Raw genomic sequence first — 23,417 nt, forward strand, 5'->3', positions numbered from 1 at the left:
CCACGTCGGTGCCCGTGCAGCGGTGGTTGGCGAACCCCACAGCGGAATCCGAATCCGCGCTTGAACGTCGGCGCGGCGATGACGAACGGCCGCGGTGTCGACCTCGGAGATCGGGGAGCGTGTCAGCCGGCTCGCACCTGTTGACTCGGCCGCGAGCCGCTGCGCGAGCGGCGTGCATCGCGGCTAGTGCCGCGACCGAGTTGGCGTGGGTAGTGGCGACGAGCCAGGACTCAATCGGGTCGGGGCGACCGAGCCAGCCCTCCCGATGGGCCGCAACTGGCGTCGGGCCAAGCGGTCCCCGCGAATCGCCAACGAGGTTGCCAGGTCCAGCACGATCTCGCCCCGGGTCGCGTGACCAGCAGCTTGAACCGCCAAGGCAAGTCTGCGACAGGTGCCGCCTCAGCGCTCGGGTGACGCTAGATGATGGCTAGGCGTGCTGGTGGCGCCCTATCTGGCTAGGGTGTGATGCAGCAGACGCGAGATTACGCGTGCGTACTCGGGGGAGCGTGACGCGTGTCCCAGACGGTTGACGACTGGCTAGACGGCCATGCTAAGTCCCTGCTGCGGTGGCGCTTCATCATCCTTTCTACGATGGGGCTTGCAGCCTTCAGCTTCGGCGTCGGCAAGTCCAGCGGGGGGTTTTTGTGGCTTTCCATTGTGGGTGGGCTCCTCTGCGCTGGTCTTGGCGGAACCATCGCCTGGGCAAGGGACCGCGTTAACCGCAGGGATAAGGAACGAGCGGCTCAGGCTGCTGCAACGTCTGCTCAGGAGGCGAAGGATGGCCAAGACCTTGCGGCGCAGATTCTGGCCACGTTCATGGGAGCGGGGCTGCCCCTGGTAATCACGCTGGGCAACATCTGCGCAGGAGCGGATAAGGATGCTCGAGCTGTCCTGGTGGCTCGGGTCCTGGACGCCGCCCGCAGGCGGGTTGGCACAAAGCCCGTGCAGAACCGGGCCGTCTTCTACAGGCTTGTTGACTCAGACACGCTGGTGTGCGACCCAACAGCGTGGTCCGGACGCGAGCGGCCACCGCGGAGGCAGCGACTGCAGCGAACGGTGGAGCAGTCCCTTGGCCGCACCATGCTCGAGTTCCTCTCGCGTGACTGGCCTCCCTTCCAGGACTTCCCAGACGTGAGGGAGCGCCCCCCGGAGGGCTTCGGTGACCCGGCAGAGGCCAGTTACCGAAGCTTCCTCACAGTGCGTGTCGCCGCTGGCACTCACCGCATGGGGCTGCTGTGTGTGGATTCCCCGGTTCCAGGGAATTTCACCGACCACGACAAGGATGCGATGAACCTGCTGGCCGGGATGCTCGGGGCCGGACTGGCTGCGGCCGAGGTGCGGGCTTGCGGGAAAGCCTCAACCGAGGGACACGCTGCAGGGTGGTAGGCGATCGTCAGGGTTCGCGGCTACAGTGTCGTGATCCCTGGACAGGATGGGGACAACTCTGGGGGGCGCGGGCGCGCATGACCATCACGGATGCCGGTGCTGAGGTGCGAGGCTCCGGGGCGGAGGACGATTTGGCGTTGCAAGTCGCTCGTCTAGCCGAGGAGTACTTGGCCGGCAGGGTGAACGCGGACGACTACTTCGAAGCCATCGACAAGATCGCCCAGAGCGCCGTCAAGGAAGAAATCAAGCGCGTCGCTGAACGTCGGCTTGCAGCGAAGGAAGAGCTTCGCGCTGCCGGTTGAGCCGCGGGCTCCTTCTGGAGCGGCTGAAATCACTTGAGTCTGAGCCTTCAGCCTGTCTCCTGGGCCTTGGGTGCAGCGCGACGTCACACAGCTACCCCCGAGGCCACCGGTCCTGGCGCCATCCGGTGGCAGGTCGATACGGCCAGCGTGTCGTCGCAAGCGTCCCCTGCCGCCGCCAGCACACAGATGCAAGCTCGCGTGGCCTGACTGCTGTCCGTATAGACTCAAGGACTGAGGCGACGCTGTTGGTGTCCGTGTCAGAAGTCATTGTGGGAGTTCGATGCCCCTCGCCCCGTCAGCGCCCACCGTGCGGTGGGAACTTCCTCGGCGTCTGCGACGCGAGGACGTCGAGGAGTGGCTTGGGAGGGTGCCGAGCACGGCGACAGCCGTGACAGTGCACCTCGGTCAGCACGGGTGTGTCGCGGCTCCGGGCGCGAGCGCCGCTCTGCAGTCCTCGCTGTGCCTGCTGCACCGCAGGGGGGTCATGACGCGGCTGTCGTTCCCAACGCTGACCTTCAAGGACGGCCGCGGGGACAAACTGTTCGAGCCTGCAAGCGTCGTGCAACGGGAGCACCGTCTGGAGCTGGATGAAGAACCGCACACCGAGGCAGAGAAAACGCTCTCATCTCGGCTCCCCGGCCTCATCCTGGCTCAGTTGTGCGACGCGGATGGTGACGAAGGACGCCTAGAGCGGATTCGATGGCTGCAGGCTAATCTTCTCGCAGCCAACCGGACCATTTTTGGTCACGGCAAGGACCGAGTCCTAGCGGTTCTTGGAGCGAGCGACGACCGTGTCCGCTTGGCGTTACTCCCAGACGACCGACAAAAGAACCTTGAGTCGTTGCTGCTGCAGCTGTTGGGGTCCCCCAAGTACCACCCGCGCGGCCGTATCGGGAAGATGGAGCAGCTCGTTGAGTTTGTCTATCAGGCGACCGAGAACACTTTCGACCATGCGCGGCTTGACTTCGACGGCCGCCGGATCCGTCAGGTTCGCTTCGTTAGCGTCGAGCGTTTCCAAGTGGGAACCGGGGCCGGTGCCGTACCGATTGAGAAGCTTGCGCCAGTCGAGTCAAGCCCATTAGCACAGTACCTGCGACGACTAGAACTCCGCACAGCACGAACCGGCGGCGACGCCTCCCGGATGCAACTCCTATCGGTGACTGTCGCGGACGGCGGCGTGGGTTTGGCGGCTCGGATGAATAACGGCTTCGAGGCTTATGGCGGCGACCGGCACTTCGAGTTCAAGCTGGTGCAGGAAGCAGTGCTGCCAGAAGGCACAACGAAGCCACCCGGCGAACCAGGACGCGGCGCAGGGTTGAAAAAGATGATGCGCGCATGTCACAGACTTGACGGACTGTTTGAAATCCGCACGGGCCGCTTGGCCTTGCATCGGACATACCTGCGTGAGGACGGTACGGTCCAGCAGCAGGACTTCGTCGGTCGGGATAGCTCAGCCTTCAACCTCGAAGGGGCTGACGACGAGGTTCCAATGATGGCGGGCACCACAACCTCCCTGATGTTCCCCAACATTGATTTGTTTGAGCGCCCCGGATCGCGATTAAAGGGTCGTGGGTGAGACTGACTGTCGCTGATCTCGAATCGACGGACGACTCGACTGCAAGCAGCCATATCAAGCAAATCCGCGGTCTCGAAGACACCGCGAGCATTCTCTACATTCCGCTTCCTGCAGCAATACCTCCGGCTCTGGCGGACAACTCTGTTGTAGACCTGCCCCCCTGGGCCCTCCGTAATCACATGACGGTCCTTGGCGTGCATCCGTGGCGCATGCAGGACGTCACCGACGACGCTCTTGACGACATCGCTAGCCGAGTCCCTGACGCACCGCTGTACTTGCTCGCGCACGACCGCGAAGGCTGGCCCCAGCTGCGGCATACTCGTGGGACGCCTATCAATGGTCTAGACGAGGACGCCCTAGTGGAGGGGCTACGGCAAGCGGATCTACTGACGTTGCTGCAGCATGGAGGGGGACATCTTCCTGCCACGAGTATGCTGCACTACGAGGGTCCAAACGGTCACCACTACGGCGCATTCCTGCGACCCGGTTTTGCGTTGACGACCACCAGCGCGCTAGACCGTATTGCATTCTGGCTGCTAGCCGACCTGCGCGACCGATCGAACATAGTCGTCGATCACTGGTCGATGCTCGCGACCGGGCACCACGCGATCGCTTATGCGAACCGATTCTTTGATCGAGACAAACAGATCTTCGTCGAGCCCCTGCATGGCTACGAGGACCCGAACACGCTCACCGCGCGCCTGCGCCGGGCTTTTCCGGAGCCGACAGTCAAACAGGCGCTTTTTCTGCTGTCAGTCAACAGCTCCGGACGGATGGCCCACCAAGTAGTTCTGCCCGCGCTGGAGCAGGCAGATCAGGTAGGGGCTATTGTTGTGGCCTTGGCGACCGCGCCGCCCGGGTCGACCGCACCCGTCCGGTCGCTGAGCCAGCTCGACAACACCTATAGGCGCTACAACGCGGATAGTTGCGCTTACTGCGAAGTCAAGCGGACTGTGATCCCAATTGACCGTGACACCTACCTAATGAGGCTCGCGGCCTACACCCAGCAAACGGCGATCACAAGGGCCGACACGGCCCGCTCAACAAAGATTGTCGAGGCATACAAGGGCCTAGGCGCGTTCAGTCTCCATCGGGATCACGTCGACGGCAGGCACCATGCATTCTACGTCGACCTGCTTCCTATGCTTGACACCGAACGCTTCGCTAGAGGCCTATCGGAGGCGGTCTCAAGCCTCAGAGACATCAGGCCGCAGGTAATCCTGCACCCGCCCACCGAGGCGGCGGCGCGGCTGGCCGGCAGTGTCGCCGATCTATTGAATCTGGATCAAGTATGCGTGGTGTCTACGATTGAGCGCGGACTCCCCCAGCTCCAGCAACGCCAGCGTCAACTGCTGCGGGAGGCATCGGACGTGCTGGTTGTGGACGACGTGGTGATCACAGGGCGGCGGCTAGAGGGCTACCGCCAGCAGTTGATCACCCTTCGGCGCAACGGCGGCGACTCCGGGGAGGTCAACCTAGGGTGCCTCGTCGGCGTCGCTCGCGCTCGCGACGCGAGGGCTCTTAAGGGCTCGGCCGACTTCGTTCATCACGACCCGAAGCGCTGGCACACCTTCGCTGCGGTCGAGACGTTGTACCTCCCGAACTGGGACAAGCGGCAGTGCCCCTGGTGCCGGGAGCAGGCCGTCCTGGAAAGGCTGCGCAGCGATGTCAGACAGCATCCGCTTATCGCCGCGCGGCTCGACGCGCTGCGCAGCTCAGGGGGGCTCGAGGATATTTTCTTCCCGTGGCCGCACGCCGGAGGCGGGCCGGATGGGCCCGCTCCGATCACCGAGGAGGCGTGGAAGGTCGCAGGGAGTTCCGACGATGCGTCAGCGAAGTTTGCCGACCGCTTCTGGGAATTGAATCCCGGTTCGGTGTTCGGAGAGGTGCAGGGTGCGGACCTGATGACCAGCGTCGCTGCAGCGATTCACGGGTTGAGGGCCAAGACGACCGACGACGGTCGGACGCCCGTCGAGCCGCGGCTGGACACCCGCTTCCGGTCGCCGGTGTCTAAGGTGCTGGACCCCGACCTGTATCTTCTGGGCCGATTCTACGAACCGGTCTTGATTGCTTCTATTCTGCGCGCCAGCCACGAATGGGATGTCCGGTCACCTGATGGTGACGACCACCTCGCAGACGCCGTGCGTCAGCATCTGACCTACTTGGCGTCAGGGGACAGATTCGCCGGGGAGTTGCTGGTGATGGCCGCGCTAGGGCACCTCCCGGCCGAAAGCGTCCAAGACACGCCCAGCAATGGCGATCCGGACCTCCAGCGTGCCATCGACGCGCTGGTCGCGATCGCGCGCAAAGCGGGTGGCACACCATGACATTGCACAGGGCGGCCGCAGCGGAGTTCAGGCGCCACCACTACGCTCTAGTGAGGGGCTTCGTGCCAGCGAACATCCTAAACGACCTCTCAGGGCTGGCTGCGACCGCTTCCTGGCGAGCGTGCCCGCTCATCGACGGACCAGTGCGCCAGCACAAGGATGAGGCCGTACTAGACCGGCCCAGCGACATAGTACCCCTCGAGCGGTGCGCTCAATTGCTACACGAACAAGCGGTTCTGGTCGGATTCCAATCGTGGGAGCCTAACGAGTTTACACTGAACAGATACGTCGGGACATCGGCACATATAACGGCACACCGCGACAGTGTGCGCTACATCGGTCTTGTTGCGGTGCTCACTTTGTACGGGCGGGCGAACTTTCGCATCTGCCGTACCCGTGCTGGGCCCACCGTCCAGCAATGGCTGTCGCGTCCGGGTGACCTCGTGCTGATGCGAGGGGCTCGTCCGGGCGCACCGGATGAACGGCCGTATCACGCTGTCGACGGACCTGTCGACGGCGCGCGGTTAACGCTCTCCGCCCGCTGTCGAGTGGACTGACCGTGGCCCTGGATAATCTGGTCGACGAATTCGTGGGAGTGGCTGAACAAGGAGGTCGAGCGGCGCACTGACGTCGTCGGCATCTTCTCGGATGACACCGCGCTGCCGCCGCTGGCCGGCTGCGTACTGATCGAGGCCATGACGAATGGCAGGTCTCCGACCGCCGCTACCTCTCCGAGGCCCCGATGGCCTTGCTCACCCCGCCCGCGCCGACCGCCCTGGACACCCGCCGCAGCGACGCCGACGAGGTGATCGATCAGCCCACCTTGCCGACGGCAGAGTTGGCACCACCGCAGAGCTACACGCGACGAGCTACACCACGACGTTGGACGTTACCCCGGCCGATGACCTCATCAGCGCGCGCCTGCGAGGGGACGAGCCGCAAACAGATCCGCGCGAGGGTCACGCCCGTGACCTGCCGTAGGTCCAACGTTTGTGGTCGCGTTGTGGTCGCGGACTGCCCGCTACCCGGAGAGGTTTGTCGGTAGGCGCTGGCACCCTACGCCGCCCTGACCAGCGTGGACGGCATCATGTGGCCTCGCCCGGCATGCCCGGGTTGGGACTTTTAATCCGCGGGTTGTGGGTTCGATCCCCACGGGGCCCACCCGAGAGTGCTGGTCGAGAGCTCGCTCGTGGAGCACGTCCATCGCGATCCGCAGCCGGCGTGGTGCGGAGGCCGATGAGTTCCGTGATCGTCGCTGGTCAGGACCACATGAGCGTCGGGACCCAAGCGATCCGGCTGGACATGACCATGTCCCTCGACGGTTTCGTCGTCGGGCCGCAGGACAGCACGGAGGAGCCGATGGGCACCGGCGGGTTCCGGCTGTTCAACTGGCTGGACCACCGCCACGACCCGGGACCGAACGGTCAGGTGTTCGCCGAGGCCACCGCGACCCGGGCCGTCATCTCGGGCCGCCGCACCTACGAGCACGCGAACCGCTGGCAGGGCGACCACCACGACGGCGTCCCGGTCTTCGTGCTCACCCACCGGGTGCCGGAGGAGCCTCCGCCGGGCAGCGTGCAGTACGTCACCGACGTCCGCACCTGCGCGGAGTCGGCCCGTGCCGCCGCCGGCGACGCCGATGTGCTGGTCCTGGGCGCCGGGGCCGCTCAGGCCCTGCTCCGGGCCGGGGAGCTCGACGAGATGGAACTGCACGTCGTCCCCGTCCTCCTCGGACGGGGGCGACGGCTGTTCGACCACCTGCCCGCCGAGCCGACCGAGCTCGAGCTGACCCGCGAGTTGAACGCTGCGGATGCCGACCCCGTGCACCGGGTCCTGCACCTTCGCTACCGCGTACAGCGGCCGCCACCCACCCAGGACGCGGGAGACAACCGATGAGGACGTTGCACGTCGGCCTCCGGGTCGCTGATCCCGATCGAGCGGTCGCGTTCTACACGGCCGTCGGCTACGAGGTGGTCGGACGGGTGCCGGAGACCCCGGCCGGACAGCTGACGATGCTCAAACTGCCCGACGACGACGTGGTCAGCGTCGAGCTCGTCTTCGACCCCAGTGCGGCCCACAGGGATCGGGGCACCGGCCTCAGCCACCTCGTCATCCAGGTGGAGTCGATGGACGCCACGATCGCCGACCTCAGGACAAAAGGCATCGAGGTCGCCGAGCCCGAGTCGCCCGATGGTTCAGCGGACTTCCTGACGACCTGGATCACGGACCCCGACGGCAACCGGATCGAGCTGGTCCAGTGGCCTGCCGGCCATCCCGACGGTCTCACCGCGGCTGACTGGTCGTGACAGCACCGGAGCTGTGGTGCTCCTCGACGGGCGCGAGGAAGGGCAGCGGCAGTCCCGGCCCGAACTGACGCGATCAGCCGCGCACCTGCTCGAGCAGGCCCATGTCGTCCCGGCACGCCCAGTGCTCGACGATCAGCCCGTCGGCGACGCGCCAGATGTGGATGAACGTCCACGCGATGGGACGACCCGACGGGGGCACGTCGGCGAGCAGCGGCATCGTCGACTCCCGATGGGTGCCGCGCAGAGTGAGGTGCTGCGCCACGATGTCGCCGTTCCCGATGAGGTGGTGTTGCTCGAGGGTGACCGGCCCGAGGTCGTGGTCGAGGGTGCGCAGGATCCGGGCCAGCCCATCGCGGCCCTGGGGGCCGGCCGCGTGGTTGACCATGTCGACGGCGACGAACTCGTCGAGGAAGGTGTCGTCGCCTGCCTGCTGACGCCGGAGCATCTCCTCGACGATCTCCCGCGCGCCTCGTCCGTCCATGCCGGCAAGCGTGCCAGCGCGAGTGTGCCCCTGGGGACGGCGTCCCGCCGCTGACGTCAGGCGCCGACGTAGGCCGCGAGGTGCTCACCGGTCAGGATGGAGCGGGCGGCGACCAGGTCGGCGGGGGTGCCCTCGAAGACGACCCGCCCGCCGTCGTGCCCGGCGCCGGGGCCGAGGTCGATGATCCAGTCGGCGTGCGCCATGACCGCCTGGTGGTGCTCGATGACGACGACCGACCTGCCCGAGTCGACCAGCCGGTCCAGCAGCCCCAGCAGGTTCTCCACGTCGGCGAGGTGCAGGCCGGTGGTCGGCTCGTCGAGGACGTAGACGTCGCCCTTCTCGGCCATCTGCGCGGCCAGCTTGATCCGCTGCCGCTCACCACCGGAGAGCGTGCTCAGCGGCTGGCCGAGCGTGAGGTAGCCGAGTCCCACGTCGGCGAGCCGGTCGAGGATCGCGTGGGCGGCCGGCGTCCTGGCCTCCCCGTCGCCGAAGAACTCCTCGGCCTCGGTCACCGACATCGCGAGCACCTCGGCGATGTCGCGACCGCCCAGCGTGTACTCGAGCACCGACGCCTGGAAGCGCTTGCCCTCGCACTCCTCGCAGGTGGACTCGACGGTGGCCATGACGCCCAGCTCGGTGTAGATGACGCCCGCGCCGTTGCAGGTGGGGCAGGCGCCCTCGGAGTTCGAGCTGAACAGCGCCGGCTTCACGCCGTTGGCCTTCGCGAACGCCTTGCGGATCGGCTCGAGCAGCCCGGTGTACGTCGCCGGGTTGCTCCGCCGGGAGCCGCGGATCGCGCCCTGGTCGACCACCACCACGCCCTCCCGGTCCGCGACGGAACCCTGGACCAGTGAGCTCTTCCCCGACCCGGCCACACCCGTGAGCACCACGAGGACACCGAGCGGGATGTCGACGTCGACGTCCTGCAGGTTGTGCGTGCGCGCGCCGCGCACCTCCAGCGCACCGGACGGCGTCCGCACGTCGGACTTGAGCGACGCGCGGTCGTCCAGGTGCCGGCCGGTGACGGTGTCGCTGGCCCGCAGCCCGTCGACCGTGCCCTCGAACACGACCTCGCCGCCGGCCGTGCCGGCGCCGGGGCCGAGGTCGACGACGTGGTCGGCGATCGCGATCGCCTCCGGCTTGTGCTCGACGACCAGCACGGTGTTGCCCTTGTCGCGCAGCTGCAGCAGCAGCCGGTTCATCCGCTCGATGTCGTGGGGGTGCAGGCCGATCGTCGGCTCGTCGAACACGTAGGTGACGTCGGTGAGGGACGAGCCGAGGTGCCGGATCATCTTCGTGCGCTGCGCCTCGCCGCCCGACAGGGTGCCCGCGGGCCGGTCGAGCGAGAGGTACCCCAGACCGATCTCCTCGAACGAGTCGAGCAGGTGCTGCAGCCCGGCGACCAGCGGTGCGACCGACGGCGCGTCGAGCCCCCGCACCCAGTCGGCGAGATCGCTGATCTGCATGGTGCAGACGTCGGCGATGCTCTTCCCGCCGATCGTCGACGACCGGGCCTCCCTGCTGAGGCGGGTGCCGTCACACTCGGGGCAGGTCGTGAACGTCACCACCCGCTCCACGAAGCGCCGGACGTGCGGCTGCAGCGCGTCGACGTCCTTGGAGAGCATCGACTTCTGGACCTTCGGGATCACGCCCTCGTACGTGAGGTTGATGCCCTCGACCTTGATCTTGGTGGGCTCCTTGTAGAGGAGGTCCTGCATCTCCTTCTTCGTGTACCTGCCGATCGGCTTGTCCAGGTCGAGGCCGATGCCCTGGAAGAGGCGGCCGTACCACCCGTCCATGCTGTAGCCCGGCACCATCAGGCCGCCCTCGTTCAGCGACTTCGACCCGTCGTAGAGCGCCGTCAGGTCGAAGTCGTTGAGCGCGCCCATGCCCTCGCACCGCGGACACATCCCGCCCTGGTAGACGGCCTCCCGCACCACGTTCTTCTCGACCCGGCCGCCCTTCTCGGTGCTCATGACGCCGCTCGCCTTGCGCGTCGGCACGTTGAACGCGAAGGCGGTCGGCGGGCCGATGTAGGGCTGCCCGAGCCGGCTGAAGAGGATCCGCAGCATCGCGTTGGCGTCGGTGGCGGTGCCGACGGTGGAACGCGGGTTGGCGCCCATCCGCTCCTGGTCGACGATGATCGCCGTCGTCAGCCCCTCCAGGAGGTCGACCTCGGGCCGCGACAGCGTCGGCATGAAGCCCTGCAGGAACGCGCTGTAGGTCTCGTTGATCAGCCGCTGCGACTCCGCGGCGATGGTGCTGAACACCAGGGAGCTCTTGCCCGAGCCGGAGACGCCGGTGAACGCCGTGAGCCGGCGCTTCGGGATCTCGACGCTGACGTCCTTGAGGTTGTTCACGCGCGCGCCGTGGACGCGGATCAGGTCGTGGCTGTCGGCGGCATGCTGGGCGGACGACTGCGTGCCGGGCCCCGTGGCCGTGCTCATCGGAACTCCCTCTGTCGAGCGGCCGTCCCCGCACTCGCGGCGACGGTCCGCTGTCTACCGGATGGGGGTGTCAGTCGGGGTGCCGCGCGCCCGTCCGGGTGACGGCGGCCGTTCGCGACACGCGGGTGTCGCACCGGCGTCCGGGCGTGACCGCGTGCCGCAGCGGCCGTCCCACGCTCGTGGACAGGGCGCTTGTCGACAAGACGGCGTCCGCAGCGAGGGGTCGCCGACCCCCGCGCACGGCCTCCACAACGATGCGGTGACGGGGCCGGGAGCGGGGTGTCCGGGCGGGTGGTCCGCGGCCCCGCGAGCCCTAGTTTTCCGGCTGCGCGCGGCCCTTCCCCGGCCGCGGCGGGACCCGCCCGAGGAGACCTGCGTGAGCACGCCCAGCACCACCATCCCCCGCACCCCGACCGGGACCGAGGACCTCCCGGCCGACGACGGGCTCGCCCTCCTCCTGGACCTGTTCGCGCTCGGTTCCGCAGCGGAGCCCGCGCCCCGGGCGGCCGACCGGCAGCGGCCGGGGGGCCGCGCGCGGCTGCGGGACTGGGTGCGGCGGGCGGCCCTCTGGGGCGCGGGACCACAGGGGGCCTGGCGTGCCTGGTGAGCGCGGTCCCCGGTCGACGTCGATGACCAGCCGGTCCGCCGCCCGCGCGGCGGCCGGATCGCACTGCGGAGGTGTGGAGTCGTGATGCTGGAGCTGGGAGAGGCCCTGCTGGCCCTCCTCGCGCTGCTCGTGCTGGTCGTCGCCCTGGGCAGGAGCTCGACGGCCCGCTACGAGGCCGAGCGGGCGCACCGTGCTCGGCAGCAGGCGGCCGACGCCGCGGCCCCCACCGGGCGGGAGCGTGCCGAGGGCGAGGGGACGGCGCACCCGGCCGGCCGCGGGACGGCGGCGTGGTGGCTGGTCGACGAGCCGCAGGACCGAGCGGGCACGGTCGTCCTGGCCGGCCCCTTCCCCGGCCGGATGGAGGCGGACTGGGCCGCGGTCTCCGGCGGGTTCCCCGCGACGGTGCAGGTGGTCCACGGCGCCCGCCGGGCCGACGGCTCGCTGGTCCGGCGTCAGTCGCCGCAGGAGCGCGCCTGGCTGACCGAGCTGGGCAGCCAGCTGGACCGGCTGGCCGACGACTGGGACGAGCTGCTGTCGGACGCCGACGCGCTGACGACGCTCCTGGTGGAGGTGAGCGCGGCGCTGGTAGAGGCCGGGCTCAGCCTGCACGACGCCGCGGGGGACAGCCCGGCCGGCGGCGTGTGCCTGACTCCCGACCCGGCACGCCGCGGCATCCTCGTCACCTGGCGCCAGCACGACCGGATGAGCCTGGAGCGGGTCCGGGGCGAGGTGGTCGAGGCGGCGGTGGAGCGGACGATGAACGCTGCGGTCGCCGACGTCCTCACCGCGATGGGCTTCCCCGTCACGCCGGTCGGGACGAGCGGGTGCCACCTGGTCGCCGCTGACCAGCAGTCGGCGTCGGCCGCCTGACGCCACCGCCTCCGGCCGGCGCACGGGGGCCGCGGCGACCCGCACGCTGGCCAACGCCGCCCGGATGGTGGCCGGCCAGCCAGCGCTGCTGCACCTGCGCACGCTGCAGGCCGTCGAGGCCGGCGGGCCACGGTCCACCTCTCCACGGCACCGGCCGGCTGACCCGCCGGCCGGGCGCCGGGACGCCGGTCAGAGCACCGCAGTCGAGGCCGGTGAGGGGTTGCCGACCCAGCGGCCCCAGACCGGGGCGACGGTGTACTGCACGCTGCCCAGATAGCGTCGCGTGGTGTCGGTGCAGGCCTGGGTGGCCGCTCCGGGGTCGGCCGGGACGTAGACGCCGGGAACGCCGTCTGCGACCACGCCCGAGCAGCTGCCGGTGTCCATGGGCGGGTTGCTGAGGGTGGTGGTCCGCGTCAGCACGTACCCGGTCGCCGGCCGGCCCCCGAACGGCCGGACAGTGGGCCAGGTGACGGTGAAGGTGCGAGCCGACTGGTAGGTGCCTTCCGCGGTCACCGACGGCGCCGTGGTGTCCCCGGCCGGCATCTGGGCGGCCTGGGCGGGGAGCACCGCCCCGCCGGCGACGGTCCAGGCCGCGGCCGCCTCCGGGGGCGGGGACAGCAGGCCGCTCGCGAGCGCGAGCAGCGCGAGGACGGCGGGCAGGCGGTCGCGCACGAGCGGTCAGGCGGAGGCGCCGGTGACCGTGACGGGGACGCTGAAGGAGGCGCCCTGGCAGCCGTCCTCGGCCGTCGCCACCATGTAGACCGCGCCGGGGACGGTCACCGGGGTGGGCGCGGAGCCCGCCGCCAGGGTCACCGGGGGGTCCAGGGAGATCGGCGCTGTCGTGGCGGGCAGCACGCTGCCGGCGGCGCAGGTCCGGCCGCCCACCGGGCTGGCCGTCGCCGAGCCGACGACGGCCGAGGTGATCGTCACCGGGAACGGGTTGGGGTTGCTCACCGTGGTGGCGACCGACCCGACGGTGCCCGAGCCGTAGCCCGTCGCCGGCGTCGTGCCCCCGGGCAGCGGGTAGAGGGCGCCGACCGGGCTGCCGGCGCTCACGACGAGCCCGGTGACGCTCGCGGCGCGCGCGGACCCCTGGCCGGTGCCGGAGGCGAGCCAGGACGCGACCGCGACGCCGCCGCCGGTCAGCAGCAGGGTGACGCCGAGGACGACCCCCACCCTCCGGCGCAGGCTGGTTCGCATCGTGGTCTCCGTCCCCGCGTCGAGCCGATCTGTCGTGCCCGACCATCGGCTGCGCGACCGGTCTTGTTGAGACGAACGTGCCGTGGACCTCACCCCGGCGGGGCGGGAGGTGACCACCGTGACGTTTGAGCCGGTGGTGTGGCCACCTGCACAGACGTGCTGACGGCGGGACGCGGCGCGAGCTGCCACCGTGGACGTGGGTGCCCGAGGTCGTGTGCTCTCCCCGCCCCTCGAGCGGCCACCCGGTGCGGTGGCCCGTGTCTCCCTCCTGCGAGGTCCCCGTGTCCACCTCACCCCTGCTCTCGCGTGTCCGGACCCCGGTGTCCGCGGCCGTACCGACCGTCCCGACGTTGCCCCGCCTGCAGGTTGCCGTCGCCGCCGTCTTCGCGCTGGACGGCGCCGTCTTCGGCAGCTGGGCCGCCCGCGTGCCCGACGTCGCCGCCGGCGTGGGCATCGGGCACAGCGCGCTCGGCGTCGCCCTGCTGTGCCTGTCCATCGGTGCGTTGGCGGCCATGCAGGTCACCGGCGCGCTGTGCGCCCGGCTCGGCGCGGGCGTCGTAACGGCCGCCGCGTCGTTGCTGCTCTGCGTCTCCCTGGTGCTGCCCGGCCTGGCGACGTCGCTGCCGGCACTGTGCGCCGCGCTGCTCGTCTTCGGCGGCGCCACCGGCATGGTCAACGTCGCGGCCAACGCGGTCGGCGTCACCGTCGAGCGGCGGCTCGGCCGGCCGCTGCTGTCCGGTCTGCACGCCGGCTTCAGCTTCGGCGGCCTGGCCGGCGCGCTGCTGGGCGGGCTGCTGGCGACCGTGGCCGGCGTCGCCGCCCACCTGGTGTTCGTCGGCGCCCTCGGCCTGCTCGTCACCGCCTGGGCCGCGCGGGCCCTCGTGCGCGCCGACGGCCCACGGTCCGCGGCACCCGGGCCCGCCGGCGCGGACGGCGGGCCGCGGCCGACCGCGGTGCTCGTCGTCCTCGGCGCCATCGCCGGGTGCACCGCCTTCGGCGAAGGCGCGCTCTCCGACTGGGGCGCGCTGCACCTGCGCGACGAGCTCGGCGCGACGACCTCGCTGGCCGCCGCCGGGTACGCCGGCTTCTCGCTCGCCATGGCCTGCGGCCGCCTCGCGGGAGGCCGGCTGGTGGCGGCGCTGGGGGAGCGGCGGCTGCTCGCCGGCGGCGCCGTGCTGGCGGCCGCCGGGGGCGCAGCAGCGGTGACGGCGACCTCGGTGTCGACGGCTCTGGGCGGGTTCGTGCTGGTCGGGCTCGGCCTGGCCAACGTCTTCCCGCTGGCGATCTCGCGGGCCGGCGTCCTCGGCGGTGCGCGTGGCATCGCGCTGGCCACCACGGTCGGCTACACCGGGCTGCTGGGCGGACCCCCGCTGATCGGCCTGCTCGCCGAGCACGCCGGGCTGGCCGCGGCGCTGGCCACGGTGCCGCTGCTGGCGCTGGTCGCCGGCGTCCTGGTGCTGTCGGTCGCCGGGGACGCGCTCCGGGTGCCCGTGACGCCGCGCGGCCTGGTCGCGGCCGTCGCGCCCCGCGTGCAGCCGCTGGTGTCGGGCTTCGGTCACGGCACCGCCGTCTACGTCCGCGACCTGCGCGTCCTGGACCCGTCGGTCTGACCCTCGGTGCCCTGCCCCCGGTGCCGGACCGCCCGACGGCGGGCGGTCAGGCGCCGGCGGACAGGACGACCCCGCCGGACGTCGAGGCCTCGATCGCAGCGACCCGCGCGAGCACGTCCTCGGCCGGTCCCGGCCGGCCCAGCCAGTAGCCCTGCGCCTCGTCGCAGCCGAGTGCGACGAGCCGCTCCCACGTGCCCCGGGTCTCGACGCCCTCGGCAACCACCCGCAGCCCCAGGGCGTGGGCCAGCTCGATGGTGCTGCGCACGATGACCTGATCGGTGCCGTCGACCTCCATGGTCGACACGAACGAGCGGTCGATCTTCAGCGTGCTCACCGGCAGGCGGCTGAGGTAGGACAGCGAGGCGTGCCCGGTGCCGTAGTCGTCCACCGACAGCGTGATGCCGAGCGCGCGCAGCCGTTGCAGCACGTCGAGGGCCTGTCCGGGGTCCTGCATCGCCGCGCTCTCGGTGACCTCCAGCTCCAGGCAGTCCGCCGGCAGGCCGTGCTCGGCGAGCAGGCCTGAGATCCGGTCGGGCAGGGCGGTGTCGAGCAGGACGCGGGCGGAGAGGTTCACCGCCACGCTGAGCGCCGCACCCTCCGCCCGCCAACGGCGGCAGTCCCCGAGCGCCCGGCCGAGGACGACGTCGGTGAGCGTGCGGATCAGCCCGGTCGTCTCGGCCACGCCGATGAACTCCGACGGGGGGAGCAGGCCCCGCTGGGGGTGGTCCCAGCGGACCAGGGCCTCCACCCCGATCACCCGCCCGTCGGCCAGCGTGGCTTTGGGCTGGTAGTGGACCCGGAGCTCACCGTCGCGGATGCCGCGGCGCAGGTCCCCGAAGAGGCCCAGCTGCGCGGGGTCGTGCCGGTCCAGGTCGGGGGAGTGGACGACGACCCCGCTGCGGTCGGCCTTGGCCGCGTACATGGCCACGTCAGCGGCACGCAGCAGTTCGGTCGGGCCGGTACCGGAGGTGGCCACCCCCAGGCTGCCGTCGACCTCGAGCGCCAGACCGTCGACCTCGAAGGGCCGCCGCAACGCGGCCAGGACCCTGCGGGTGGTGTGCTCGACGGTGTCCGGGTCGGCGTCGCGCAGCACCAGGACGAACTCGTCCCCGCCCAGCCGCGCGAGCACGTCGTCCCGGCGCAGCTCCCCGGTCAGCCGCTCGGCGACGGCGCACAGCAGGGCGTCCCCGACGGCGTGCCCGAGGGTGTCGTTGACCTCCTTGAACCGGTCGAGGTCCAGCATGACCACGGCGGGCGGCGAGCCGCCGCCGGCCGCGCCCTCGACCGCCGAGCGCAGCTCCTCGGCCAGCCCGGCGCGGTTGAGCAGCCCGGTCAGCGGATCGGTCCGGGCGCGTGCGCGCAGCTCGTCCTCCGCCTGCACGCGGCGGGCGTACTGGGCCTTCAGCTCCCGGGCCCGGCGCGACCCGAAGACGGCCATGAACAGGTGTGACGCGGCCAGCAGCAGGACGACGTCGTCGAGGGGGCCGACGGCCGACCGGGACCAGTCGGTGATCCGTCCGGGCAGGTCCCACATCCCGCTGGACACCGCGACGAGGACTGTCAGCACCGCCACCACGGCCGCCTCGCGCGCCACGGCCGACCGCAGTGGGGCGAGCGCCTCCGACCGGTTCACCACCATCGGTCCCTCCACGTGTCGTCCCCGGTGATCGCCGTCCGCCTCGGCCGACGTCCCCGCCCAACGGCACCGACGCCGGGGACCTTGAGCCGCCCGGGGAGTCCTCACCCGGGCGGGGCGGTCGCGCCCCGGCCGGCCCGGCGCCCTTCGGCTCAACCTGCGCCCTCCGGCTGCCGATGGAGCTGAACGGTGGAGTCCGCCTCCACCGCAGGTGACAGGGGCGGGGGGTGAGGGCGGTCCGCGGCACGACCACGCTCGGCACCACGCTCCCGCCGGCCGCAGCCGTCCCCGCAGCGGCCCCGGGGGACCCGCACGCCGCCCGGCCGGAGGGGCGGCCCCTGGTGCTGCTCGCCTACGCCTGCGGCTTCACCCTGGCCGCCCTCTTCCACGGCCTCGACGAGACCCTCGGCGTCATCGGCGGGGTGCTCAACGTCGCCTTCGGCGTCTACTTCTGCCGGCACCTCGGCTTCGCCGTCGCCGCCGCGCGCTGGGCCGAGCACGACATGCTGGCCGCCGACGTGGGGCTGCACAGCTACACGCCCTCGGTCGCCGTCTTCGTCGGCTGCAAGAACGAGGAGCTCGTCGTCGACGGGATGGTCACCGCGCTGCTGGCGCTGGACTACCCGGCCGACCGGCTGACCCTCGTCGTCGTCGACGACGGCTCCGACGACACCACCGGCGCCCGGCTCGACGCCTGGGCCGCCCGCGAGCCGCGGCTGCGCGTGCTGCACCGCCCGCCGGGCTCCGGCGGCGGCAAGTCCGGCGCGCTCAACGACGCGCTGCACCTGGTGGACGCCGAGATCGCGGTCGTCTTCGACGCCGACCACGAACCCGACCCCACGGCGCTGCGGCGGCTGGTCCGGCACTTCCGCGACCCGGTGGTCGGCGCGGTGATGGGCCGCTGCGTCATCCGCAACGGCCGCGACTCGCAGATGGCCTCGACCGTCTTCGTCGACTTCCTCTCCGGCTACCTCGTCAACGAGTACGGCCGGCAGGCGCTGTTCGAGCTGCCCGCGTACGGGGGCGCGAACTGCGCCGTCCGCATGTCCACGCTGCGCGGCCTCGGCGGCTGGAACCCGCACACCGTCACCGAGGACACCGACCTCACGCTGCGTGTGCTCATGGCCGGCCAGCGGGTGCGCTACGACCTCTCCGCCGTCGACTTCGAGGAGGCGGTGGTCAGCGCGCAGCGGTTCTGGAAGCAGCGGTACCGGTGGGCCCGCGGCCACCAGAAGTGCTTCCGCGACTACTGGCGCCCGCTGATGCGCTCGCCGCACCTGAGCCTCGTCGAGAAGGTCGAGACGACGCTCTTCCTGCTCGTCTACCACGTGCCGCTGCTCAGCGGGATCGGCCTGCTGCTGACCGTGCTGCGCGCCTTCGGCATCGGCGACCTGCCGATCGTCGCGCTGCTGCCGCTGTCGATGCTCCTGTTCGTCGGCCCCCTGGCCGAGCTCTCGGTCGGCCTGCTGATCGGCCGGGTGGAGCGGCGGTCGGCGTGGCGGCTGCTGGGCTTCCTGCCGGCCTTCGCGCTGTCGATCTGGATCACCACGCGGGCCTACGTCGACGGCATGCTGGGCCGCCCCTACACCTGGGTGAAGACCTCCCGGTCGGGCGCGACGTCGACGGTGCGGGTCGACCCGCCGGTGGTGGCGGCCGGGGCGGGCTCCTGATGGCCGCGCCCGCGGCGGTCGACGAGCGGATCCGGCGCCGGCAGGGACGACGTCCTCTGGGCAGCAGCCGGCGGCTGGTCCCCGTGCTGCTCGACCTGCTGCTGGCGGTGGTCATCTGCGCCGTCGGCTTCCGCTACGGCGCCGGCTTCCTGCAGGTGCACGAGGCCCGCTGGGCGGCCGACGTGCTCAACCTGTTCGGCGTCGACTCGGTGTCGGCGTCCCTGGAGCGGCACGTCCTGGTGTTCCGCCCCGACGGCGAGATCATCCTGGCCGAGGTCACCGAGTCCTGCTCCTCGATCCTGTCGGTGCTCGGCCTGACCGCGCTGACCGCCGTCGTCCTGCGCGGCCGCCGGCAGCACGCCGTCGCGGGGCTCGTGGTCGCCGTCGCCGCGCTGCTGGCGCTCAACCACCTGCGGCTGGTCGGCTCCACCCTCGCCGGCCTCGTGTGGGGGACGCCGGCGCTGGTGCTGTTCCACGACTGGGTCGGCACCGTGTGGAACCTCGCCGCCACCCTCGGCGGCTTCCTCCTCATGGTGTGCATCACGCTGCCGACCGCCGAGCGCGCCGAGCAGGACGTCGCCGGGCGGCACACCGCCCGCCGTCCCGACAGCTGGGCGCGCCCCGGCCTGGGCTACCGGCTCGACGACGACGACGTCCGCCGCGCCTCCCGGCGCACCAACCTCACCGGCCTGATGTACCGGTACGTGCTGCCCGGGCAGGTCGCCCGGTGGATGGGCGCGCGCCGCGAGGCCGCGCGCATCGACTACCGGATCGGTCACCTCCCCCCGGCGGAGCGGGCTGCCCGGGTCCGCGCGCTGGCCGACGACGGCCTGGGCGCGCACGCGGCATCCCTCGTCGCGGTGGCGACCTACGACGACGAACCGGCCGTCCTCGACGCGCTCGCCACCTCGATCGCCGCGCGCCAGTGGGAGCCGGTGACCGACCACCGGGTCGCCGCGCTGCGGCTCTGGGCGCGCGGCTGGCTGCTCCAGCACCCGGAGCGCGACGTCGTTCCGGCGTCCGCCGCGGAGCCCCCGCCGGCACCCGGGTCCGTGCCCGTGCCCGAGACCGGGCCCGGACCGGTGCCCGTGGCCCCGCCCGTGCCGCCCCTGCCGCCGATGGCGCGGGTGCCCGGGCCCGTGCCGCCCCTGCCGCCGATGGCGCGGGTGCCCGCGCCCAGGCCCGTACCCGTGCCGGTGCCCGTGCCCGTGGTCGGTCCGGACGACGAGCCGCCGACCGAACGGCTGCCGCGGCTGCCCGTCCGCGCCGACCTGCGCCCTCCCGTGCCGGCGCAGCTGCGCCCTGGACCTCCCGTTCCCGCCCCGACGAGCCAGGACGACCGATGACCCCCTCGCTGCCCCAGCCCCGCCCGCCGGCCACCGCCCCGATCCGCGGCGACGCCGCCGTGCTCGTCACCGGTTCCGGTGGCCCCGCCGGCGTGGCCGTCGTCCGCCGGCTGGTCGCCCTGGGCCACCGGGTCGTCGCCGGCGACGCCGACAGCGCCGCTGCCGGTGGCGCCCTCGCCGACGAGGCGGTCACCCTGCCGCGCGGCGACCACCCGCGCTTCGTCGAGGCCGTAGTCGGTGTGTGCACCGTGCACGGCGTCGACGCGCTCATCAGCACGGTCGCCGAGGAGCTGCCGTACCTGGCCGCCGGTGCCGGCCGGCTGGCCGCCGCCGGCGTCGCCACCTGGCTGCCGGACGCCGCCGCCGTCGACGTGTGCTGCGACAAGGCTGCCTTCGCCCGGGCCATGGCTGCCGCGGGCGTACCGCACCCGGCGACCGCGGCGTCCCCCGGCGAGGTCGCGAGCGTCCCCGGCCCGTGGGTGGTCAAGCCGCTGGCCGGGCGCGGCAGCCGTGGCGTGCGGCTGCTCGACGAACGGGACGACGTGGTGGCGGTGCTCGGTGCGGACGACGGCCTGATCGCCCAGACCCGGCTGGCCGGCCGCGAGTTCACCGCCGACGCCCTGGTCGACCGGGACGGCGCCGTCCGCGTGGTCGTGCCGCGCTGGCGCGAGGAGACGAAGGCCGGGATCTCGGTCAAGGGCCGCACCTTCGCCTCCGACGCGGTCACCCGGGTCGCCACCGCCGCGCTGGCCGCGGTGGGGCTGACCGGGCCGGCCAACGTGCAGGGTTTCGTCACCGACGACGGCAGCGCGACCGTCGTGGAGATCAACCCGCGGTTCTCGGGCGGTCTGCCGCTGACCCTCGCGGCCGGGGCGGACGTCGTCGGCGCGTACCTGGCCGGCGTCCGCGGCGAGCCGCTGCCGGAGCTCTCCTTCCGGCCCGGCGTCGCGATGAGCCGCTACTTCGCCGAGACCTACAGCAGCGACGACGGCAGCCCCGTCGTCGACCCGTGCACCCCGCTGGCGGTGACGGCATGACGCGCTCGCGGCACGTGCTGGTGCCGTTCGGCACCCGGCCCGAGGTGGTGAAGCTGGCCCCGGTCGTCCGCGCGCTGACCGACGCCGGGCACCGGGTCAGCGTCGTCGACACCGGCCAGCACACCGACCCGGAGATGGGGTCGCAGCTGCAGGCGGCGCTGGGGCTGACCCCCGGGCACCGCTTCGCGCTGCCGGCCGACCCGGCCGAGCGGACCGGCGCGCTGCACGCCGACGCGTCCCGCGCGCTGCGCCTCGTGGCGCCGGACCTGGTGCTCGCGCTCGGCGACACGAACACCGTGCCGGCCTACGCGCTGGCTGCCCGCGCCGCGGGGGTGCCGTTCGCGCACCTCGAGGCCGGGTTGCGCAGCCTCAACCCGCGCAGCGTCGAGGAGGTCAACCGGCGGGTCGCCGCGGCCACCGCGCAGCTGCACTTCGCGCCGACCAAGCGGGCTGCGGCCTTCCTCGCCGACGAGGGCGTCCCCGCCGAGCGGGTGTTCGTCGTCGGCAACCCCGTCATCGACACGCTCGTGGCCCGCGGCGTGCGGCGGGTGCCGGTCGCCGAGCGCGCCGGCGTGCTGGTGACCGCGCACCGGCCGACCAACGTCGACGACCCGGTCCGTCTCGCCCGCCTCGTCGGCGTGGTGCGGGCGCTGGCCGAGCGGGTCGGGCCGGTCACCTTCCCGGTGCACCCGCGCACCGCGGCGCGCCTCGAGGCCACCGGGCTCGGCGCGCAGCTGGTGGACCGGCGCATCACCTTCACCGGCCCGGTCGGCTACGACGTCCTGCTGGCCGCGCTGGCCTCGGCGCGGCTGGCGGTCACCGACTCCGGCGGCATCCAGGAGGAGGCGGCGTACCTCGGCGTCCCGGTGGTGGTGCTGCGCGGCTCGACGCCGCGCTGGGAGGGCGTGGAGGCCGGGACGACGACGCTCGCCGGTCTGGCCGACGACCGCGCGGCGGCCGCCGTGCTGGCCGCCGCGGCCGGACACACCAGCGCCGAGGGGCAGGAGCGGGCCGCGACCGTGCCGTGCCCCTACGGCGACGGGACGACGGGGCCGCAGGTGGCCGCCGTCCTCGCCGACGAGCGGACCGACGCCCTGCTGGCCCTCGACGAGCCGGACTTCACCGACGGCCGCCTGCCGTGGTGAGCGGACCCGCGCCGCTGGGCGTGGTCGTCGACCTCGACGACACGCTCTACCCGCAGGCCGACTACCTCGCCTCCGCCGCGGCGGCGGTCGGGGTGGCGGCCGGTTCCGCGGGGCTGGACGGCGCCGCGGTGCACGCCGCGCTGCGGTCCGAGCTGGCCGCCGGCTCCGACGCCGGCGGGACGATCGACCGGGCACTGCTCGCCGTCGGCGTCCCGGCGTCGGCGCTGGCCGAGGTGGTGCCGCCGCTCGTGGCGGCGTTCACGCTGCACTCGCCGCCGCGGCTGTCGCCCTATCCGGGGGTGGAGGAGTCGCTCCGGCAGTTGGTGGCGGCCGCCCCGCTGGCCTGCCTGACCGACGGCAACCCGGCCATCCAGGCGGCGAAGGTGGCCGCGACCGGGCTCGGGCCGCTGCTGCCGGTCGTCGTCGTCAGCGACTCGCTCGGCGGTCGCGCTGTCCGCAAGCCGCACCCCGCCGGCCTGCTCGCCGTCGCCGGGCGGCTCGGCCTGCCGCCCGGGCGGCTGCTCGTCATCGGCGACCGGCCGGGCAAGGACGTCGCCGTGGCGGCGGCCGTGGGCGCGCGGTCGATCCGCGTGCGGCAGGGGGAGTACGCCGCCGCGCCGGACGAGCCGCGGGCCGAGGCCGTCGTCGACACCTTCCCCGAGGCCGCGGAACTCGCCCTGGACCTGATCGGGGCGCTGACGCATGGCTGACGTCCCCCGACCGGGTGGTCCTCGTCCGGAACGCTCCAGTGCCGGAGTCGTCGTGCCGATGCGCCGGACGACGGGCGGGCCGACCGCCCCCGGACACGAGGACCCGGTCATGGACAGCAGACCACCGTCGCCGCGCGCCCGCGGCTTCCTCCGGCGTGCCGCCCTGGTGGCGGTCGTCGCCGTCGTGGCCCTCATCGCCACACCCGGCGCAGCCTCGGCCAAGGGCACGGTGGTGCCCCTGCTGGACTGCGTCCTGACCAACGGCGACCGCACCTGGACGGCCGTGTTCGGCTACCGCAACACGTCCGGCTCCGCGGTGAGCATCCCGTCGGGACCCCGGAACAAGGTCACGCCGGTCACCTACGGCGTCCCCCAGCCGACCACCTTCCGGCCGGGGACCCACCGCGGCGTCTTCACGGTCACCGTCGCCCGTGGTGCCGGGCCGATGTGGCACCTGGACGGCACCAACCTCGCCGCCCGCCTCGGCTCGGCGACGGCCTGCCCGTCGCCCACGGAGCTGCCGGCGGAGGGCAACAGCACCGGCGTGGTGATCGCCCTGGCCGGTGCCGGCGTGCTGGGCGTCGTCCTGGTCCGGCGGGCCGGCCGGCGGGCGCGCGCCCTGGAGGTCGCGGCGCGGGACGGTGCACGAGTGCCGTCCCACCCCTTGGGGTGAGAGGGGGCAGCTGGGGCTACGGGAACGGGCAGGACCTGCCGATGAGACCCCGTCGGGCGGGTCCGCCGCCCCGGACACGAGGACTCAC

General features: G+C 72.2%; 20 protein-coding genes and 1 pseudogene. 16 read left to right on the plus strand and 5 right to left on the minus strand.

The features are described 5' to 3' along the window. Positions 1-513 precede the first annotated feature (513 nt). The 7 genes and pseudogenes from BLW63_RS15065 (at position 514) to BLW63_RS15095 (ending at position 7,897) form a co-directional block, all read left to right on the plus strand. Positions 514-1,386, plus strand: coding sequence for a hypothetical protein (locus tag BLW63_RS15065; RefSeq protein ID WP_091157912.1), 873 nt, complete (start codon positions 514-516; stop codon positions 1,384-1,386). Positions 1,387-1,463: 77 nt separating this feature from the next. Further along, on the plus strand, positions 1,464-1,688 hold the full coding sequence (locus tag BLW63_RS15070; protein WP_091157914.1) for a hypothetical protein: 225 nt from the start codon (positions 1,464-1,466) through the stop codon (positions 1,686-1,688). A 484-nt stretch (positions 1,689-2,172) separates the two neighbouring features. Then, a complete protein-coding gene (locus BLW63_RS15075; protein WP_139263564.1) occupies positions 2,173-3,264 on the plus strand; it encodes a hypothetical protein in 1,092 nt (363 codons plus the stop codon). Continuing rightward, entirely contained in the window at positions 3,261-5,591 is a 2,331-nt protein-coding gene (locus tag BLW63_RS15080; protein WP_139263566.1) for a hypothetical protein, read from the plus strand. The genes BLW63_RS15075 and BLW63_RS15080 overlap by 4 nt, the downstream gene beginning before the upstream one ends. A 572-nt stretch (positions 5,592-6,163) precedes the next feature. Continuing rightward, a pseudogene (locus BLW63_RS15085) lies at positions 6,164-6,321 on the plus strand (transposase); the annotation flags it as partial. A 506-nt stretch (positions 6,322-6,827) separates the two neighbouring features. After that, the gene (locus tag BLW63_RS15090; protein WP_091157921.1) at positions 6,828-7,487 is read left to right on the plus strand and encodes a dihydrofolate reductase family protein; all 660 of its coding nucleotides are present in this window, start codon (positions 6,828-6,830) and stop codon (positions 7,485-7,487) included. Continuing rightward, positions 7,484-7,897 (plus strand): VOC family protein, encoded by a 414-nt coding sequence (locus tag BLW63_RS15095; RefSeq protein WP_091157923.1) that lies wholly within the window; start codon positions 7,484-7,486, stop codon positions 7,895-7,897. Before BLW63_RS15090 ends, BLW63_RS15095 begins: the two co-directional genes overlap by 4 nt. 73 nt (positions 7,898-7,970) lie before the next feature. On the opposite strand, the gene BLW63_RS15100 is transcribed toward BLW63_RS15095, so the two are convergent. Together BLW63_RS15100 and BLW63_RS15105 are read right to left on the minus strand one after the other, a co-directional pair. Further along, the gene (locus tag BLW63_RS15100) at positions 7,971-8,378 is read right to left on the minus strand and encodes an ester cyclase (RefSeq protein ID WP_091157925.1); all 408 of its coding nucleotides are present in this window, start codon (positions 8,376-8,378) and stop codon (positions 7,971-7,973) included. 56 nt (positions 8,379-8,434) lie between these two features. Next, positions 8,435-10,825, minus strand: a complete 2,391-nt coding sequence (locus BLW63_RS15105; protein ID WP_091157927.1) for an ATP-binding cassette domain-containing protein — start codon at positions 10,823-10,825, stop codon at positions 8,435-8,437. Positions 10,826-11,201: 376 nt separating this feature from the next. On the opposite strand from BLW63_RS15105, the gene BLW63_RS15110 reads away from it, so the two are divergent. Continuing rightward, positions 11,202-11,432: a hypothetical protein gene (locus tag BLW63_RS15110; RefSeq protein ID WP_091157930.1), complete on the plus strand. Its 231-nt coding sequence runs from the start codon at positions 11,202-11,204 to the stop codon at positions 11,430-11,432. An 84-nt stretch (positions 11,433-11,516) separates the two neighbouring features. Further along, the gene (locus BLW63_RS15115; RefSeq protein ID WP_091158013.1) at positions 11,517-12,302 is read left to right on the plus strand and encodes a hypothetical protein; all 786 of its coding nucleotides are present in this window, start codon (positions 11,517-11,519) and stop codon (positions 12,300-12,302) included. 189 nt (positions 12,303-12,491) lie between these two features. Here the strand turns inward: BLW63_RS15115 and BLW63_RS15125 are convergent, their stop codons facing one another. Together BLW63_RS15125 and BLW63_RS15130 are read right to left on the minus strand one after the other, a co-directional pair. Continuing rightward, the gene (locus tag BLW63_RS15125) at positions 12,492-12,974 is read right to left on the minus strand and encodes a hypothetical protein (RefSeq protein ID WP_091157935.1); all 483 of its coding nucleotides are present in this window, start codon (positions 12,972-12,974) and stop codon (positions 12,492-12,494) included. 6 nt (positions 12,975-12,980) lie between these two features. After that, positions 12,981-13,502, minus strand: a complete 522-nt coding sequence (locus BLW63_RS15130) for a hypothetical protein (protein ID WP_091157936.1) — start codon at positions 13,500-13,502, stop codon at positions 12,981-12,983. Between the two features lie 350 nt (positions 13,503-13,852). Between BLW63_RS15130 and BLW63_RS15135 the strand changes: the two genes are divergently transcribed. Beyond that, positions 13,853-15,112, plus strand: coding sequence for an MFS transporter (locus tag BLW63_RS15135; RefSeq protein WP_244522590.1), 1,260 nt, complete (start codon positions 13,853-13,855; stop codon positions 15,110-15,112). Positions 15,113-15,158: 46 nt separating this feature from the next. Here BLW63_RS15135 and BLW63_RS15140 read toward each other — a convergent pair whose 3' ends face one another. After that, a complete protein-coding gene (locus BLW63_RS15140; RefSeq protein ID WP_091157937.1) occupies positions 15,159-16,751 on the minus strand; it encodes a putative bifunctional diguanylate cyclase/phosphodiesterase in 1,593 nt (530 codons plus the stop codon). 224 nt (positions 16,752-16,975) lie between these two features. On the opposite strand from BLW63_RS15140, the gene BLW63_RS15145 reads away from it, so the two are divergent. The 6 genes from BLW63_RS15145 (at position 16,976) to BLW63_RS15170 (ending at position 23,329) form a co-directional block, all read left to right on the plus strand. Next, positions 16,976-18,418, plus strand: a complete 1,443-nt coding sequence (locus BLW63_RS15145; protein WP_244522591.1) for a glycosyltransferase family 2 protein — start codon at positions 16,976-16,978, stop codon at positions 18,416-18,418. Then, the gene (locus tag BLW63_RS15150; protein ID WP_091157938.1) at positions 18,418-19,764 is read left to right on the plus strand and encodes an exosortase/archaeosortase family protein; all 1,347 of its coding nucleotides are present in this window, start codon (positions 18,418-18,420) and stop codon (positions 19,762-19,764) included. The genes BLW63_RS15145 and BLW63_RS15150 overlap by 1 nt, the downstream gene beginning before the upstream one ends. Continuing rightward, complete coding sequence (locus BLW63_RS15155; protein WP_091157939.1) at positions 19,761-20,801, plus strand: ATP-grasp domain-containing protein; 1,041 nt, start codon at positions 19,761-19,763, stop codon at positions 20,799-20,801. Before BLW63_RS15150 ends, BLW63_RS15155 begins: the two co-directional genes overlap by 4 nt. Next, a complete protein-coding gene (gene wecB / locus BLW63_RS15160; RefSeq protein ID WP_091158019.1) occupies positions 20,798-21,946 on the plus strand; it encodes a non-hydrolyzing UDP-N-acetylglucosamine 2-epimerase in 1,149 nt (382 codons plus the stop codon). Before BLW63_RS15155 ends, wecB begins: the two co-directional genes overlap by 4 nt. Next, positions 21,943-22,656, plus strand: a complete 714-nt coding sequence (locus BLW63_RS15165; protein ID WP_091158022.1) for an HAD family hydrolase — start codon at positions 21,943-21,945, stop codon at positions 22,654-22,656. Before wecB ends, BLW63_RS15165 begins: the two co-directional genes overlap by 4 nt. Positions 22,657-22,765: 109 nt before the next feature. Continuing rightward, positions 22,766-23,329, plus strand: coding sequence for a hypothetical protein (locus tag BLW63_RS15170; protein ID WP_139263568.1), 564 nt, complete (start codon positions 22,766-22,768; stop codon positions 23,327-23,329). The last annotated feature ends 88 nt before the right edge of the window (positions 23,330-23,417 follow it).

This window comes from Geodermatophilus africanus (assembly GCF_900107105.1).
Taxonomy (GTDB): Bacteria; Actinomycetota; Actinomycetes; order Mycobacteriales; family Geodermatophilaceae; genus Geodermatophilus; species Geodermatophilus africanus.